Annotated in this window: 11 protein-coding genes; 1 reads left to right on the plus strand and 10 read right to left on the minus strand. The window is 44.2% G+C overall.

Annotation, left to right across the window (positions count from 1 at the left end; all coding sequences use genetic code 11):
* Window positions 1–24 precede the first annotated feature (24 nt).
* From QZ942_RS09520 to QZ942_RS09555, 8 genes are all read right to left on the minus strand, one after another.
* Window positions 25–903, minus strand: coding sequence for an NAD(P)-dependent oxidoreductase (locus tag QZ942_RS09520; protein ID WP_292994984.1), 879 nt, complete (start codon window positions 901–903; stop codon window positions 25–27).
* A complete protein-coding gene (locus tag QZ942_RS09525) occupies window positions 896–1,837 on the minus strand; it encodes a glycosyltransferase family 2 protein (protein ID WP_292994985.1) in 942 nt (313 codons plus the stop codon). Before QZ942_RS09525 ends, QZ942_RS09520 begins: the two co-directional genes overlap by 8 nt.
* 74 nt (window positions 1,838–1,911) lie before the next feature.
* Window positions 1,912–2,922 carry a glycosyltransferase family 2 protein gene (locus tag QZ942_RS09530; protein ID WP_292994986.1) on the minus strand — a complete coding sequence of 337 codons (1,011 nt, stop codon included), beginning with the start codon at window positions 2,920–2,922 and terminating at the stop codon, window positions 1,912–1,914.
* A 46-nt stretch (window positions 2,923–2,968) separates the two neighbouring features.
* On the minus strand, window positions 2,969–5,074 hold the full coding sequence (locus QZ942_RS09535) for a glycosyltransferase (protein WP_292994987.1): 2,106 nt from the start codon (window positions 5,072–5,074) through the stop codon (window positions 2,969–2,971).
* 122 nt (window positions 5,075–5,196) lie between these two features.
* Window positions 5,197–9,795, minus strand: coding sequence for a rhamnan synthesis F family protein (locus QZ942_RS09540; RefSeq protein ID WP_292994988.1), 4,599 nt, complete (start codon window positions 9,793–9,795; stop codon window positions 5,197–5,199).
* A gap of 317 nt (window positions 9,796–10,112) precedes the next feature.
* On the minus strand, window positions 10,113–11,933 hold the full coding sequence (locus QZ942_RS09545) for a bifunctional class I SAM-dependent methyltransferase/GNAT family N-acetyltransferase (RefSeq protein WP_292994989.1): 1,821 nt from the start codon (window positions 11,931–11,933) through the stop codon (window positions 10,113–10,115).
* On the minus strand, window positions 11,917–13,203 hold the full coding sequence (locus tag QZ942_RS09550; protein WP_292994990.1) for an ABC transporter ATP-binding protein: 1,287 nt from the start codon (window positions 13,201–13,203) through the stop codon (window positions 11,917–11,919). Before QZ942_RS09550 ends, QZ942_RS09545 begins: the two co-directional genes overlap by 17 nt.
* Window positions 13,193–13,951 (minus strand): ABC transporter permease, encoded by a 759-nt coding sequence (locus tag QZ942_RS09555; protein ID WP_366836344.1) that lies wholly within the window; start codon window positions 13,949–13,951, stop codon window positions 13,193–13,195. The genes QZ942_RS09550 and QZ942_RS09555 overlap by 11 nt, the downstream gene beginning before the upstream one ends.
* Window positions 13,952–14,670: 719 nt before the next feature.
* Between QZ942_RS09555 and QZ942_RS09560 the strand changes: the two genes are divergently transcribed.
* Window positions 14,671–17,055 (plus strand): hypothetical protein, encoded by a 2,385-nt coding sequence (locus QZ942_RS09560; RefSeq protein WP_292994992.1) that lies wholly within the window; start codon window positions 14,671–14,673, stop codon window positions 17,053–17,055.
* A 280-nt stretch (window positions 17,056–17,335) separates the two neighbouring features.
* Here QZ942_RS09560 and QZ942_RS09565 read toward each other — a convergent pair whose 3' ends face one another.
* Both QZ942_RS09565 and pyrF read right to left on the minus strand, forming a co-directional pair.
* Window positions 17,336–17,839, minus strand: a complete 504-nt coding sequence (locus QZ942_RS09565; protein WP_292994993.1) for a hypothetical protein — start codon at window positions 17,837–17,839, stop codon at window positions 17,336–17,338.
* Window positions 17,836–18,552 carry an orotidine-5'-phosphate decarboxylase gene (gene pyrF / locus QZ942_RS09570; protein ID WP_292994994.1) on the minus strand — a complete coding sequence of 239 codons (717 nt, stop codon included), beginning with the start codon at window positions 18,550–18,552 and terminating at the stop codon, window positions 17,836–17,838. Before pyrF ends, QZ942_RS09565 begins: the two co-directional genes overlap by 4 nt.
* Window positions 18,553–18,560 lie beyond the last annotated feature (8 nt).

An 18,560-nucleotide genomic window follows, 5' to 3' on the forward strand; every position in this document is an offset into this window, starting at 1 on the left:
AATTATGATTGCACATTGTTAGTTTTAACCAGGTAAGTCTTTGGCCGTCAGTTTAAACGATCTAGGGAAAAAGTTTAGATCCTGTTTTGCATCTGAACAGTCAAATGTTAAATCCTGATTCATTCTTTCCGCCATTGCAGATGTCCAGCTGCGGTAACGTGGCAGCCAGCTAAGCCCCCGTGCCGCTATCTGAAAGAGCCAGAGCGGTATCGCCAACATGCGTGGCGGATGATTGAGTGCCTCAAATACGCGTTTGACCATTTCGCGATAAGATAAAGTTTCCGCGCCGGTTAGATTATAGGAACGATTGGTCAGATTTAAAGTATCTAGTGCCGCATAACATGCCAAAGCGACATCCTCAACGTGAATAGGCTGCCGCAATCCCTTGGCTGATCCCAGTAGTGGAAAGAACCCGAAGCGGCGGATAAATCGTGCTATTTCAGTAATATTCTTATCGTGTCCGTATCCATAAATCAGTGTCGGACGCAAAATAATCCATTTTACCCCATGCGTGGCTGCCCATGTTTGCACAAACTCCTCACCTTTTATCAATTGCTGCGCAATTTTTCGTTCGCTGGGGTCGGATGACGTGTCTTTGGTGAAACGGCTGGTGGAGGATAATACGACAATCCGCCGTGCGCCAGAAGCTGATATGAGATCAAAGTAGTCAGGCAATGTCCAGACAGGAGCCGCACATATCCAAAAGGGGATATTATTTTCTTCTGTGCCGATTCTTAATTGATTGGTCGTATCCAACTGTTTCCAGGCGATTTGCGGGTGGCTTTGTGTAATCGGGCGACGAGAGAAAGCAGTGATATGCCAATTGTTTTGTATCAATTGTTTCAGCAAGCATTCACCGATCAGGCTGGTTGCGCCGAGCAATCCGACATGTCGCTCACTCATGTTTTGGTTTCAGCAATTTATAACAATTTTGTAGCGAATAGCGTATCACAGTGATACCGAAGCGGAGCCAGATGGCGAAGGTGACTAGACCCATCAGCGCGCGTGGATATTGATGCTGAAAAAATTTTCGGTAAAAACGCAGCATACCTTTATGTTTATGCCGAGCGACAAAGAATGGCCGGGCACGGCTGCAGGTTCCCTGGAAATGGGTAACCGGAGCATCCGGTACAAAAACAATCTTCCAGTTTTTTTGCTTAAATCGCATACACCAATCCAGATCTTCGCAATGTAAAAAATAACTCTCATCCCAGGAACCGACATCATCGATGGCTTCGCGCCGCACCAGCATCAATGCGCCTGATATGGCTTCAACTTCAATGGGAGATTGCGGCAATGGCTGTTTATCCAGATGAAAATCAAAGAACAGCTGTGGCCAGTATTTCGCCAGATGATATAGCCCAAAGGCGCGCACAAAAGCCCGCCACGGTGTAGGAATTGCACGCCGCCCGCCGCCTTGCTCGGAGCCATCCGGGTTGATAAGAAAACCGCCAACCATGCCGATATGTGAATCTGATTCCAATACTTGAGCCATGCGTTGTAATGAGTTTCCCTGCAAAATACAATCCGGGTTCAGGAAAAGAATGTAGGGTTGCGTTGATGTGCCAAGACCGATATTACAGCCGGCAGCAAAGCCGGCATTGCTATCAAGACGAACTATCTGAAGGTGACTGTTCGCAGGAAAGCGGGCTTCAAGTTCTAGCAGACTGGAATCAGACGATGCATTATCAATCACAATTACTTGCTCAGTTTGCTGCAGAGTTGCTTGAACACACTGGGTCAGTAATGGACCGGCATTATAGTTTACAATAATTACAGATATGGATTGTTTGTGTCGGTTTTCTATGTTGTGGCAGCTTTCTTGTGGGACGTGCATTGTTTACCTTCAAATAAGGCTACTTTGTGGCCAAATAATTGCTGGTTAGTATTATCGGTAATTCTCTCTATGTGTCAATAGTTTGTGTTTTCCTGCTTGATGGATACTTTAGTAAAAGACTTGCGTGGCCGCCAGGTCATCATTTGAAGTAAGTTCAAGCAAGAGCACGTTCGTTTACTTTGAATTTCTTTTCTTTGCGCCAATAGCAATCGGATATGCTGAAAAGCGTCGATTTTAGCCTGCATATAAAGTTTTAAACGGCCAGAAGCAGCAAAGAAGCACCCCATATAAAGAATCATGGCCAGATGGACCGGCAGGAGGACGAGCATTAACGGATCGGGTACATTCTTTATAAACGTCCAGGTTAAGTTGCGGTGCCCATGATAAACCGAAAAATCGCTTGAGCGGCCTGTGATAGCTGAGCCAACGTGATGAACTCTAGCATTGGGCAATAACAGACTTTTACCTCCGATAAGCCGCAGACGAAAGCCAAGATCGACATCTTCGGAATAAGCGAAATATGTTTCATCGAAGCCGCCCAACTGGCGGTATGTTTCGGTGCGGTATATTGCCGCAGCTGCGCATGCTGAAAAAACTTCTATCGGATGCGCTGGTGTGATATCGCAGGGGGCTCCATGACCAGTGCGCCAATGTAACCCGGATATGTGGTAAGTATCGCCAAGCCCATCTAGTTGTAATGGCTGATTTGCGTCAATCAAGCTGCAGGCAAAGCAATCCACATTCGGAATCTGATTGATATTTTTAACAATTACTTCCAGACATTCCGGCTCAGGATAAGCATCAGGGTTCAGAAAAAAAATCCAATCGCTGTGAATATAATCCGCTACAGCGAGGTTATTTGCAGCTGCGAAACCGGTATTTTTGTCAAGGCGAACAAGGCGGCATGGGAAGTTTGTTTTCTCGGCCGCCTGCCAGGAATTATCCACGCTGTGATTATCTATTACGATGACTTCAAAATTTGAGTAAGTTTGCTTTGCTAATGCGGACAAAGCTTTGGACAGCATCTCTCCAGAATTGTAGTTGACAACGATGACAGAAATAAAAGGGTTCTGTGCGAGAGTCATTTGTTTTGCAGATCATGATTAGGTTGCATGATTAAGTATGATTTACTCACGCATTGATTGCTTGATTGGCTGTATTTTTGGAATTCTGGCTATCTTGCAGAATATTGCGCAGTTGGCGTTCGGCAACAGCAAATGAGAAATGCTCCTCGATATTAACTTTTCCAGAATTGGACAAACTTATCCATAATTGTTCATCATCGTATGCGCGGACAATTTGCTTGGCGAAGTCTTCCGGAGTGTCTGCAATCAGGATGTCTTTGCCGTGCGTGAGATTCATTCCTTCGGCTGCCACTGTGGTTGCAACTACCGGCACACCGTAAGTCATGCTGGTGTTGATTTTGCCTTTAACACCAGCGCCATAACGAATGGGGGCGATAGATAGTTTGATACGATCAAAAATTGGTTTTATGTCTGATACAAAGCCCTTAATAATGATATGCGAAGAAGCATGAGCAGCAATCTTGGGGGGAGTATTGGAGCCGATAATCAAAAGTTTTAAATCCGTTTTTAATGAATGGAGTATCGGGAAAATTTCATTAATAAAAAATTCCATTGCATCAACATTAGGCTGGTGCTCGAAGCCGCCGATAAACAGAATATCTTTTCTTTCTTGATATCCATAAACAGTTTCCTGGTTTTGATGAATATTCGATAATAGCGCTACTGGAACATCGGGGGCCTCTTGTTTAAATAATTCAATTTCTACCGGGCTGACCAATAATGTTTTATCCGCTTTACGTGCAGTGCTCAATTCCTGCAGTTTTAGCCTTTCGGCTGCAGCCAATTGCTGTTTGTCCTGATTGATCAAAGCCTGCCGCTGTTCACGCAAAAAATGTAGATCCACCGTATCGAACAGTATCATTGCATTCGTGCAGTATTTTTTTGCGGTGTCTATGAATTGCTCAGCAACGTTTACCCGGCTGAGTAATACAACATCATATAGATGCCCATGCGCCATTAAATGCGAATGAATCGATTCCAGATAAGGTAAATAAAAGCATTCGATACCGATAGATTGCATTTTTCGCGTATAAACCGGATGGTATGCAAGGGTTTTTGCGATAAAACTGACTTTGTATCCTAATCTTTTGAAGATATGCAATAAATTAAACATGCGTAATGAGCCGGAATCATTATCAGGCATTAGAACCAGGTCATCAAGGACAAGCACACGCTTATTGACGTCGCGTTCTTTCTCAAGATGGGGCATATCTCCGTTGGTCCGGTGAGATTGCAGTGTTTCGCGCCAGCGTCGATAAAACTTTTCATGATTAACCGTCTGATAACGTTTGGTGCCTTGTGTAACATCTGTTCCGGAAGACACGCCTTCAAAATGAATGACCGTGACGGCGGGCTGATAGTACACTTTCTTGCCAATCTTCCTGACACGAAAAGCGAGATCGGTGTCTTCATAATAGGCCGGGGTATAGTAGTCATCCAATAGTCCGAGATCGATGAGATCTTGCCGTTTAATCATTAAGCAAGCTCCCGAACAATAATCAACTGTTCTGCAATAGGAATATTCCGGCTTTTCCGGATCATCGCTGCGCCCATAATTCCAGGCTGAAGCATCCTGCCACACGATACCTCCGGCTTCTTGCAGCTTGCCATCGGGATAAACCAGTTTGACTCCCACCAAGCCGGCATCTGGAAAATCCGAGAATGTGTTTGTTAACGCATTCAACCAGCCGCGAGTGACAATAGTATCGTTGTTCAACAGTACGATAAAATGCCCTTTTGCGACGCTAACCCCGGCATTGCAGGAATAGAGGAACCCCTTGTTCTCTATATTGTGAATGACTGTGATTCCTTTGATATTATTGAGCATCTTAGAAGTTTCGTCGGTTGATGCATCATCCACGACAATCACTTCATAGGTACTTTCTCCACTGTTTTCATAAACCGATTTAAGGCAGGTGAAAGTGTACAAATGTTTGTTGTGAACCGGGATGATAATAGAAATATCGGGATGGACGGCCTCTGGAAAACTAAGCGGGTGATAGCGGGTTGCTATTGAATAATCATTTTTCTGTGGAAGGGCTTTCTGAGGGGTAGAAAAGCACTTTTTGTAGATTCGTGTGAGTAACGCACGTAATCCTTGTGTTCTTAGAATGTTTATTGCGGCTGGAACGTATTTAAATAGTTTGGTCATTTGTAGGCTTGCTTTTGTTGGTTTTGATGTATTTCAGAAACCAATTGAAATACAACGGTTTATTATTGATATTTTGTGGGACAACAATTGGACGGCATTTTATAGCATGTGGTGATCGTTTGTTAACGTACTAGACCGTGGCCGTAATAATAATCATCCAATACTAATGTGCGCAGCAAATCAGTTTCGGATCCGGAAGGGTTTTTAATAAACTGCAAGAAAAGATCCTCTGCAATTTCTCCGGGTACTTCAAAATCGGTTAATAAGTTATCTCTTAGATTGATTGATTGGTTAACAAAATCCAGAATGCCTCGCCGGATTTCCGCGCGTGCCGCCGCAGTGTGACGTTCTTCATTCGATTGCTCCCGGAATTGGGGCGTTATATCGGTTGAATTGGTTTTTCTGTAGCACACTACTTGCGCGTCATCGGCACTTAGAAATTTTTCAATTGTAAAACTTTTTCTATATATGATTGGTTCGGTAGCAGTCGGTTTAGCATAATGACAATAGTAACCCTGTGCAATTACCTGATGTTTCAAAGCAACCTGCTCTGCAGAGTCAAGTGTCATTAAATAATAGCCATGTATTTTTTGCCCCAGAAGTTGATTGAGGCGTTTTTGTGTTGTCGCCGCATAACCAATATCGACAATGGCAACAGTCGAATCTTTGTGTAATCCAAGATGATGCAAATAGGCCATTAATCCGGGGCGTTCTTGTCCAGCCTGATTCAGGATTCGCTCTTCGAGTTCTTGCAAAAGCGGTTTCAGATGATCGATATTTTCTTCTTCAACCGCAACCATTTTTTTCATTGGCCAAATTTTGCGGCGCGCCAATGCTTCACATTCTTCATCTGATAGGTTTAATCCATACCGCTCAAAAATAAAATCTGGCATTGGGTTGGGCGCATAGTGAGTACATGCGATTTTGAAAATATCATCCAGATTCGAAATCATCGGTACCGTGATTGCGCGGCGTGAGAGCACCAGATATTCAGATGCAACAGCATCAGCCTTACCGGATACCCATAAATCGTAAACTATTTTGAGTATTTGACCTTCACGTGCGAGGAAATATAACCGTTTCATGCTATCGGTTGCAGCTTTTTTAACTAACCATTGCACGAAAGAGAGTACCAGGGGCCCCGCGATGGTGAATCCAATCGCCCAGGGTGAAGCGGGAACAAAGTCGGCCGGATCGAAGCGGGGATAGAACACGGGGTGGAAGTTGCCTTGTGTGATGATTCCGAGTGTAAGCTGCTTATTCAAGTCATTCCGGGCGTCCCGATAGAGAGCCCGTTCGATAACCGGTTCAAAACGCGGAGTTGCCCGCGCAAGTTCGACAGGGCGCATAATATGCATGGTTCTAAATCCCATATCGACTGGTATTTGCACATCAGAATGTTCGTTATCACCGATGACCAGGATTTCATGGGGTGATACATTTTCATCGGCCAGGAGTTGACGGTAAAAATGACCGGTATCTTTTCTCAACCGATTGTCAGAAGATAAGTAAAATTTATGCCATCCATCGATTCCACAGCGTGTCAGCATGGTTTCAATGATAGATCTGGGTAGATACATGTCGCTGGCAAGAACGACGCGTTTACCGAGATTGATAGCGAGTTTAAATAAGGCAATTGTTTCCGGGCGGGGTGACACGATTGCCAGCTCGATGGTTTTTTCAAGTTCGCAGATTTCCTCGACGACATCTGCTGATAGGCCGGACAAGGTTGCTAGTTGTTTGAAAATGGCATCCAAACCAACATCGTATCCTGCGATCCGGCGTGCCTCGTTTTCTGCCGCAGCGCGGAATTCAAGATAAAGCTGACCTGCTTTGCCACCGATACGCTGGGCGACGATTCGCTTGATACTTTCAGGATCCAGCAGCGGGCGCGTTATCAATGTATCGAATATATCGAATACTATCAGGCGCATGGCGGGGTTTCTGAGTTGAATTCGGATGTCTTCCGGTTTGTGCAACAGGTACTGGTCAATGCGCCAGCGAGACCAGTTATTGGATTGCTTATCCCAGAGAATAACCGCATTATGGCCGGATTTCCGGGTAACCAAGACGAATAAACGTTCAATGCAATGTGCCAGTGTTGCATCGGTTTGTCCGGCTTCTTCGAGAAAGTCTTCGATTCTAAGATGAGCTTTGAATAAAGGCTCTAATGCTTTGGATTGCGCCCAGAACATTGATCCGGCCGGGAAGTCAAAATAGCCTATTGGAAAATCGGCGATGCCCAGTTTTTTACACAAAATATATCCGTTGGCTTTATTGGAGAGCCAAGTATTTGCCCAATAAGGTAGAACGGATGAATTATGGGGATAAATAAAGCCAACATTTTTGTCACCGGTTAACAGTGAAAAGATTTTCTGGATTTGTAACGGATTGCCCAATAAATGGGTCAACAAATATTCGCGCCAGCCATCGGCCGCGCCATTGGTATATAGTGATTTCTTACTGTGAATATGAGCAATATAATCATATTCTTGTAATGCTGCACCAAAAGTACAAAACATAGGTGCAATATCACGTCCGCGGTTGAGCACGATGGTGATGATTAATCGTCCTAGATGAGGCAAATGAGAAAAAGCATGCTTGCATATTTGGCTTGCTGCCTCATTCGGCGTTGAGACAAACAAGTCATATGGAAAAGGCATATTACCCAGATAGCTTGCAAATTCTGCTGCCAGATCCGCATAAAAAATATGCGCATGGATGGCAATGCGTCCTGGTGGAGGTGTTGTTAAAGGAGCGATAGTGGAAAGATCTATCATTCCTGCTATAAAGCCGTTGGAATCCAACGGTAATGGATTAGCAGAGTCAGTTTTACTTGCTCGCCATAGCTCATAATGGCCCATACCAGAAAAGAGTGGTCCGGCGACCCGGTAGGTCATATCCAATATTTTGCTGCGCCAGCGAACCGGTAGGCGCCAGTAAATGCTCTTCAATAGAGGTAAAATTCTACGACGCAGGCCATCCCATGCTTCGTGATGCTGGCTGCGGATAATTCGCACTATGAAGCGCAGAGGGGCTGTAATTTTCCATGAGGTTGAATGAAGCAGGTCATTTATTGTTTTATGTAGATCATTTATTGTTTTATGCTGATCGTTGATTGTGTTTTGTAATAACCGGTTATGCTGAGAGCTTGCAAGCGCATCTTGCTGGAGGCGATTTTGCAGAGTAGAAATCAGGTACTCGTTATCAGCTAGTCGAGCCTGGAGATTGGATATCACATCCTCTCTGTATTCAATTAAGTCTTCCAGCTGTTCTCCGGTTAAAAGCATTTTCCATTTTTCGTAGACTTTGCTTCTCGATTCCCTCAAGAAGTTTTCGTCCTGTTTCAATCCCAGGCCGGAATGACCATAATTCCGATAAATGGCAGTAATTTTGTCGACATGTAATATTTCGCTGTGCTGTGTAAGCTGAATCCAGAAATCCCAATCTTCGAAAACTTTCAGATTTTCATCAAAACGACAATGATCTTTAGTTACCAAAGATTGTTTAAACAACATGGCGTGAATTGGAATAAAATTCCTGCCCCAAAGCCGGTGTTGATTGTAAGGCTCATTAAATGCAGTAACTGTCTGCAGCTGTTGATCCACGTAATACTCCACGCGTACGCCAGAGTATGCGCATTGAATATTGGAGTGATTTTGCAGAGAAGCTACCAGAGCCGCGATATGCTCGGGATAAAATAAGTCATCATCATCAAGAAAAATCAGGTAGTTTCCTTGCGCTGCATTCAAACCAATGTTTGCTGCCTTACTGCGATTCAGTGATTCATGATTTGTGGTTATCCGGATTGGAAAACGCCCGCACCATCCGCCTATTTCCCGATGATCTCCACCTTTGGCGTTGACGAGGACCACTTCAATATTCGGATAAGTCTGCAAGGCAATCGAGTCCAGCGCATCGGATAATGTAGGGCGATCCATACTGCGAATGATGATACTGACCAGCGGCATGTCGCTGCTGTCCAGAACCAATCCCAAGGCTTTCTGGCGGGTGTGTTCCGACTGATACAGTTTGAGCGGATCATTGGACAGCTCTTCAGCCGGGATCACAATATAGGCTTCCGCTGCCGTTACACTGGTGGACAGGGTATAGGTGCGATAACGGTTGAGCGCGGTGATATGCTGGTCGTAACGCTGTCTTGCATTTTGTGAAACAAAACATTCCATGGCGGCCGTTTTGCGTGTGACCAGATCACTGATATCAAGCAATTGATTAGGGCGCAATGGGATGCCGACTTCATATAAGGCTACGCGCACTGCTTCGCCTATTCTTCTGACGGCTTCCACGACAGCCATCCCCATCACGCGATGATCCGGGTGCATCTCGAAAACCGATGGCGCATAAACCAAGTCAGCGCCAGTTTCACGAATGGCAGTTAAAATTTCCTGAATGAGTTTCTCGCTATAATAGACTTGCCGGTCCTGGTATTGCCAGAAAATGGGCATGCCGTAGCCAAGGATATGAGCAGCTGCGATGCTTTCATTCTGACGTTGCCGGGTGTATTCAGTTATATTTTCGTCGCTTACGCCATGCGCACCATCGGATACGATGATGACGCGAACAGGAATATCTTGTTCAACGTGACGCATAATAGCACCGCCGCAACCGAATACCTCATCATCGGGGTGCGGGGCAAACACAAGTGCGTGTGTGCAAGGGATAGTTGTAATGGCTTGATCAGGAACGAGTAGGTTTTCCAAGAAAATCTCAGTTATCGGTTATTTTTGTTTGCTATGGTCTTCGTGAAACCGAAGCCTGCTATTATTTTAACCTGAATATGCCATGAATTTAAGCTAATAAGCAGTCTGGCTCAGGGCTAATCTGTTCTGATTGCTAATATATTCAAAAACATGATGTTATGTTGATTTCCGGTTAGCATCCAAAAAGCACTAATAATCTCTGACTAAACTTTTTAAAATATATAATATATAAATTCAGGTTATCCGAAAAAGCTGAATTTCGTGGTTTCTGGGGTTAGAGCAAATTTGCCGTGCAGTCTGGCTTGAGTAGTAACCGTTTAGCGGAAGTCTTTATCACCGCTCATTAACCACCAACGATTTTTCAGTGTTTCTGGAGTCGGCCCATTGCTCCAGGTAGTAGCGGGTATGCGGATATTTGTGCTTTTTTGAGTTCCACCGGTTATCGCAAAATAGGTTGAAAAATTTTCTGTAATGTGGCAATAAATCCGTGTAGCACCTTGGATACCGGCCAGCCGTCTGGCATGAATAATTAATAATGGAATCTCAACTAGAGATGCAATTAAGTCAACAATTTCACAACCTTCAGGATCAAAACGTAGTATCAAAATGCCACGTGCACGACCACTAAAACGATTTTTAACCAATATGACCTGGTACTGTTGATTGGGATGCTCGAGGTATCGGTGTTGCAGATACTTCCAGTCGCGCACACCTATGATTGCTTGTTGCAGATCTGCGGCCATATGTTGCCAGCATTGATCGGCAATAGTTATTGTAAAATCCGTTTGTTCTCGGCCGATCAGGTGTATACGTGTGCCCCACAGCGGGAATTTTGACAAAGGCTTCCATGAGTGTTCAATCATATGCCCAACTTCAGCATATAATCCGAGCCGCTCTGCTACTTTCATCGCTCGTTCGTTTGGGAAACCAAAACCTACTAGATAGGGTTTGCCATAGCCGACAAAGCGTTCTGGGAAGGTTGCCGCCATGAGAAAGAAAGGTCCCTTTCTGGTGAGCATGCCGCGTACACTCGCATCAACCATCACATCGCCGATTTGCACGGCGACTTGGGGTTGCCCGAAGAACAGGATTTCCCGGCTAACGCCACCATAATGAGCGATCAGTTGATTTTCCTGCCAAACACCAATTTCACGTCCTGAATTTGAGCCATATTTCCATTGCCATGTGGCCGGCGTCATGTCGTGATGGAATGTTTTCTTAAACAAACTGAACATTTCCGGGGTCTGGTTTTTTTCTAGAATCTTCAGGCGCCACTTGGGCACCATTTTTTTTCTGAAATGTAACAAGGCATAGCCATAATGACCGCTGGCATATTTTTTGTGATAGGTCCGGTTCGATTCATCCAGTTGAGCGAGCTGTTCATCGGTTAAGGCAAGGTCTTTGATCAGACTTTGCCGATGAGTTGCAGTAAAGCGCAATAGATAATCCAGTGTGGGTGCCGCCTGAGTGGATAAATCCATGCGCTCAACCAACTCAAATCCAAATCGTTCTGCAAGTGCTACCATGTCATTAAGCAGATGAAGACCTTCTATCCCTGCTTCATCGTATTTCAATGCGAATTCATCAATAATGACTAAATCACCGGGTAAAGGGAGCAGATCGAGTGCTTTATTAAAAATGACCAACGGCTCGATATATTGTGCGGATTCTTGCAATAGCACAACATCAAAGCTTTCTGGCTGGACTTTAAAATTTTGCAGCGAATGGCAGCTTACGGAAGCCCCTGAGCCCAAGTTTCTTTGAATATAAGCGATCTGTTGTGCGTCGGGAGTGATGCCATGAACATCATAGCCGCGCTGATTTAATAGCGAAAGAGTGGTGCCCAGACCAACACCCACCTCCAGAATGCGGCAGGGCGGCGACGGCAGCCTGGCCATCAACAGATCCGTAGAAAATTGCTGTGCTACCTGCAGGCTGGTTTTGTTGTTTTGAAACAATCCATAATGCAGATAGGTAGCCTTACCTTCTTGTAGCAGCAAAGCATGGGCATAGACATTCAATGGAAAAGTCAGATCCTTGAAAGGGGAAGGTAATGCTGTGGCACTTGAAGCGATACGACCGGTTTGCCGATAGTGTCTAGAATCTTGCACCAAATTGTGATTAACTGTCTTGGTCATTATGGGTACTAATATTGTTATTTTCCCACTGATGAGGAATTGAAAAATATCCCTGCAAACGACTGGTTTGTTTTACCTGTAAGTGTGCCACACTTTCTGCTGCATCATAGAGATGTATGCCGCGCTCACAGAGCAGATATACATTAATCTGATACTCACCCTTTAGTAACGGTACTTGATCCAGTCTGAGACAAATCTGTCCATATCCTTCGGAATTGCGTTGCACACTAAACTGGTCTTCCCATGTTGCTGCACTGGTGACTGTGCGGCCATCTTTTGCTTGTAATGTTATTCCCACATTGGGGCAAGGCAATGAAGGGTCGGAAGCAAAGGTGATCCATAACTTGATATCGGATTGACCGCTTGTGATGATAGCATGCTGCGTGATGATCTCATTTGCCAGTAACTTGACTTTATCCAGATGAGCGCTACCTGATGTGTGATTCCTGGTAAATGCAGAGGCGTCAGTATGGATATCGGGTTTTTCAGGTTTTGAGTTTGTCATGCTTTGATCCAGAAATGCCTGGTAAGCGGATACCACTTGCGCAGATTCGCCATCTAAAATAATTTTTCCCTGATTAATCCAGACGGCGCGGCTGCATAAAGATTCAACCTGAAACAGCGAATGTGAGCAGAATAGAATTGTTTTTCCCGCATCGCGCATGTGCATGATGCGATCAAATGATTTGCGGGAAAATGCGCCATCGCCCACTGATAAGGCTTCATCAATGACTAGAATATCCGGATCGACATTAATCGCGACCGAAAATGCCAAACGAACATACATGCCACTGGAATAAGTCTTGACCGGTTGATCGATGAAATCGCGAACACCTGAGAAATCAATAATATCCTCTATGCGATCGGCAATCTCGGATTGACTGAATCCCATGATTGCGGCGCTCATTAAAACGTTCTCACGGCCGGTAAATTCGGGATTAAACCCAGCACCTAACTCCAGTAAAGCAGCAACACGACCATTTACCCGTACTTCACCCTGAGTGGGCGTCAAAGTGCCGCAAACCAGTTGTAGTAGTGTCGACTTTCCGGAACCGTTTTGACCTATGATACCAACAACTTCTCCTGGCATCACGGTCAAATTAATATCGTGCAGCGCCCATAACTCACGATAAAATTGACGCGGCCCGCACCATTTGTGAGGCCACAAGAATTGTTTTAAGCGATCCTTGGGATGCTGATACAACTGATAACATTTGGATAGCTTTGAAGCGCTAATGGCGGTTTTAGAATTGGCCGGATTAGAGAACATCAGCAAATCCCTTGCGTGTTTTCATAAACCACATCAGACCAGCCCAGGCAACTATTGAGGCAAGCATATAATAGATAACTAAGCCGCTCCAATCCGGGAGTTGGCCATATAATGTGACTGCCCGTGTTTGTTCTATGACAAAAGTAAGCGGGTTGAGAAATAGATAATCACGAACAGATTCAGGCAATGCTGAAGCAGGATAAAAAATTGGACTCATAAACAGTAACATGGTCAATATCAGGCCAATAAATTGTCCAATGTCACGCACATAAACCCCGATTGAAGCAAGCATCCAGGACAATCCCAGGATGAGTAAAAGCAGCGGTAGCACGATGATAGGCAAACAAATCAGCGTCCAATGAATGGGGTGATCAATAACCAGTATGAAAATAACTAACACCAAAAAACTAATTCCGGCATGAAATAGTGCGGAACCTAAAGAAACCAGCGGTAAGATTTCCAGCGGGAAAATAACTTTCTTAACATAATTGACATTGGCAAGTACCAACCCTGGCGCACGGGAAAGGCATTCGGAGAATAAATTAAATAAAATCAATCCGGTAAATAATAATAATGCAAAGGCAAATTTATCATCATATATATCCGTGTTCTGCGGATCTAAGCGTATTTTAAATACCACGCCGAAAACAAATGTATAAATGGCCAGCATCAAAATGGGATTAACAAATGCCCATAATAATCCCAGGAATGAGCCTCTGTAGCGGCCAATCACCTCCCGCTTGATCATTTGCAAGATAAGCGGGTAGTGTTGCCGAAGGCTTAGAACGTTATCTAAAAAGGTAGTGTTGAACAGATGCAAGAAATTGAATATTGAGCATGGAATGACACATTATCGCAGATATCAAACGAAAAATAACAATGGAAAAACGATTGACCGTGTTTTAAGTCACCGGGAATCTGTCCGAGAATAGCGCGACCAACTGCGGAAAAGCTATTTTGATCATATTTTCCGATTATTATTCGTTAACTTACGATTTTTTGTGGTCTTTCCACGCAGATTCCATACCTGTCGGACAGATTCCCGGAAACCAACTGTGAAATGTACAAAGCTAATTCAAAGGCACTCAATGATTAAAGTATGCGCACATAAGCGAGATTCCGGGTCTGTAGCATCCAAAAAATTAGTTATGGATGTCCATTAATACCGGGAAGTGGTTATCCATTGAAATAAAAAAGCATATTCTTATACTCCATTTTAAAGTTTTAACGTGAATAAATGCTGTTACAATGTTGTAAATAAGCAACATGCTTAATGCAAACTTCGGCTGCATACTTGCAAAGCGGGTTTGTTTTGGGCAGAATGCACTTTAACTTGGCTTTTGTGGTATCTTCTGGTAGGTAAATTGTTAACTGCATAGAGGTTACAAAGAGACAAAGTGAAAAGTGAAAAACTTGCAAGTAATTTACTTTCGTAACTATTTTTAATTTTTTATCAAGGGAGATCCCATGGCTATAACGAGTACACAGAAAACTGAAATTCTGAAGATTGTTGCGGGTTTGTTCAATGCAGCACCGGGTGGTAGCAATCTAACTGAGCTGGCAAATTTGGTTTCCGGTGGAATGACCACCAGCCAATTGGCCGATGCATTAGCTGCTAACACATTGTTCACTAACGGCATTATGGGCGGTAAGGTTACAGTAGAAGATCAAGCTGTCGTTTTGGCGCATAATTTTGGTTTGGCGGCTGATTCTGATCCAGCAAGCGCGGGCTCTCAAGCTGTAGCATACTTTACACAATTAATTAATGACGGTGTTGGATTTGGTAATATCGTTATTCAAGCAATAACTTATCTGTCGGGTACTCCAGCAACTGAGTTTACTCAGGCTGCAACATTGCTGGCAAATAAAGTATTAGTTTCGGATGCTTATTCTCAATCAAATTCTTCCAGTGATCTGGGTACTTTGCAAAATGTATTGAGTAAAGTGACGGGAACGGCGCCTTATACCGATGCTGAGGTGGCTAATGTAATAGGTGGAATACCATCAGCGGGTCATACTTTCACACTCACTACCGGTCAGGATTATGCTGACACTACATCTTCTTTTAAGAATGGTGGTTTGCTGCCTAGTGATTTTAAATTTACATCTGGAAGTGATACTGTTAGTGCCGGAGCAGGCACTGTTGGTAATACTGATGCATTAGTTGATGGCTCAACTACCGATAGTGATACACTGAATGCAACTCTGACTTCTGGTGCTGTTGCTACGCCGACAATTCAGAATGTTGAAAATGTAAAACTGACAATGAGTATTGCAAATTCTGGTTTGGATTTTGCCAGCGTAACTGGAGTTAAAGCAGTTAGTGTGACTGGTACGGCTAACGGCGTTATCAATAATTTAGGTCTAACCGCGGGAACCACTTTGGCAGTAAATAGTTACGGTAAGGCACTCACTGTTCAAGCAGCAACGCTTGCGGGTACCACCGCTCTTGGTACTGCTGAAGCACTGGGAGTAACTGTTTCCGGGACTACAAAAGATTCGAGTCTTACGATTGCCTCCGCAACATCACTTACGGAAAATTTGGAGTCGCTGACCATCACATCATCTGGTGCTGCTGCCAATATTCTGACGCTAGCAAATGGCACCAATACCGTCAATATAGATAAAATTGTAGTCGCTGGAGCAGCTGATCTGGATCTGCGTGTGACTTCTGCGGGGATCAGTGGTAACACGATGACTGCTGCAGATCACGCAGGTGTCTTAACATTGACTGTTAACCGTAACGGTACGGCTGGCACGACCAACTTAGGTAATGTGTCTGGTGTTGATAATTATGTGTTCCGTGACAGCACCGCCGGGGGTGATAACTTGGTTGTCAGCAATCTGGCTAATGGATCAAATGTGACTTTGGCAACTGCTTTTGCAGGAACTGATAGCATTACTGTTAAAGGTGCAGCTGCCAATACTGCTAATACTCTGAATGTTACCATTGACAACGAAACAGATTTGACCGATACAACAATCGGAGGAACATCACTGACCATCGCTGATATCGAAACGATCGGTTTTACTTCCGCTGGTGCAACGTCAGCAGGCGGTAACACTATCACCGATCTGATTGCAACTTCTGCTGCGACCATCAATGTGACAGGTGATTCCAAACTTGCTCTTGGTTTGGATGCAACCACGTTAGTCACTAAAGTGAATTTATCTGGAGCAGGTGCACATACGGTTGATTTTACGGCTGGAGCTACCTATGCAGAAGCCAAAACATTAACTCTTGATGGCTCAACTGCTACAGGTAAGCTGACATTGAACGGTAGTGATTTTGCTGGCACAGCAGGTGGTGTGCTTGAAACTCTAACCATCAATGGCGGTAGCAACGATGATACGATTACGGGCACTTCCGATGCGAATGCAAAAAATGTTATTGATGCTGGTGCCGGTAAAGATACAGTATCCTTGTCAGGGATCAATGGTGCGAGCGTAACCTTGGGTGATGGAATTGATACACTAAGTCTCACAAGCGTCGTTGGAAGCGGTGCTGTCAAGGTTGCTGATTTTACGCTGGGTACAGGAGGCGATATTATCTCTGTGAATGCGGCTGGTGCTATGACATTGGGTACGGCGGGTGCCGTTTCTGTTAGTAATCAGCTGGTCGTAATTACCAGTTCGGTAGTTGATGCAACGGCAGCTAAAGCATTGGTATCTGCTGGTGCAGCTGCTGAAGCTGCTATTCTTGTAATTGACGATGCAACAGGAGTTGCTGAACTATGGTACGATGCTGATGGAACTGCTGGTGGCGAAGTTCTTCTCGCATCTTTCGAAAATATAACAACAGTTGGATCGTTGCAAGACTTTTCGTCAGCTAATTTTGGCACATGGGCTTAGTGATTCTATGCTTAAAAGTTATTGAATAAATAAGTTTAAGTGTAGGATAGCCTTAAAAAAAGCTGCTCATTCAAAATGAGCAGCTTTTTTTGTGCATAGGTAAAATGAATCATAGCCTTTATATTCTTTCAGCAGCGTCCAGTAATTTGGTTAAATAGATTTAGTTGATATTCCTTATTTTGGACAGATAGTATTGTTTTTGGAACAAATTCTATTGTTCATGAGACCATCACACATCGAACCAATAAGAATATCGGTGCATATATTCCGTTGTGGCACTTTAAAGTCGTGAAAATCCGCTTTCTCCCCGGATTACACCAGAACGATCAATCCAGCAGAAATCCTTAGAAAATTTTCCATTATTCATGAGGTTATGGCGTTCATAGAGTATGAGGCGCCCTTGGCAGCGGCGTATGAAAGTTCTGGTCAATTGTTTGACGTGCTTACCTGTAATTGCGGTCATAAAGACATCCTGACCTTTTGGATCTATTTCCTCTTTATATGGTTGCCGTTTTTCAATGATGCAATTTCTCGCTGTATCGCAGGAAATGTGAACATACAATACCACGCCAATACAAGTTTCTGCGTGTACCGCTGCGAAGTAGCGCTTCTCAAGGATGGTTTGTATAATTTCCTGGACGCGTTCAAAGGGTATGCCAGCATAAGCTGGATCCTGTGCTAGTAGTTGAATGATGTTCACAATACCAGAATCAATTGGCTGTAAGTAACCGAATTGAATGTTGTTGGCTTCGGAAATTTCAGTTAGGTTAAGTGAGGTATTCATAAAATTACGTGCGTCTCCTTTCTCTGCTCAAATATTTCTAAATTTAATTGCTGACACATTAAAAGCGGATCACTTGCCTGAGTGATTGGTCTGCCGATAACCAAATAATTTGCACCATTCAGAATAGCCTGCCGTGGTGTTGTAATTCTTTTTTGATCATCTGCTCGATCATTGAGTGGGCGAATACCGGGCGTGACCAAGCAGAAGTCTTCTCCAATTTGGTGTCGTAGATTTGCTGCTTCCAATGCAGAACAAACTACGCCATCTAAAGCACAGTCTTTGGTTAATCGCGCCAGGCGCTCTACAATTTGCTCAAGATTACCTTGTAATCCGATATCGGCGAGGTCGTTTTCATCCATGCTGGTGAGTAAAGTGACCGCAATTAGTTTGGTTGATCCTTGTGCAATGGCTTCACGAGCCGCTAATAACATTTTTCGCCCGCCCAGCGCATGGACATTAATCATCCAGACGCCTAAATTAGCCGCAACTTTACAGGCATTGGCAACCGTATTGGGGATATCGTGAAATTTGAGATCCAGAAATATGTCGAAGCCCTTCAGCATCAACTTTTCTACCAGACTCGGTCCGGCTGCGGTGAAAAGTTCTTTGCCCACTTTTAGGCGGCAAAAACGGGGCTCTAGTTTTTCAGCTAGTCTCAACGCATCTTCAGCACTGGAAAAGTCAAGTGCCACTATGATGCGCGGGTCATGCATGGGAGGAA

It is taken from the genome of Nitrosomonas sp., assembly GCF_021731985.1.
Classification (GTDB): domain Bacteria; phylum Pseudomonadota; class Gammaproteobacteria; order Burkholderiales; family Nitrosomonadaceae; genus Nitrosomonas.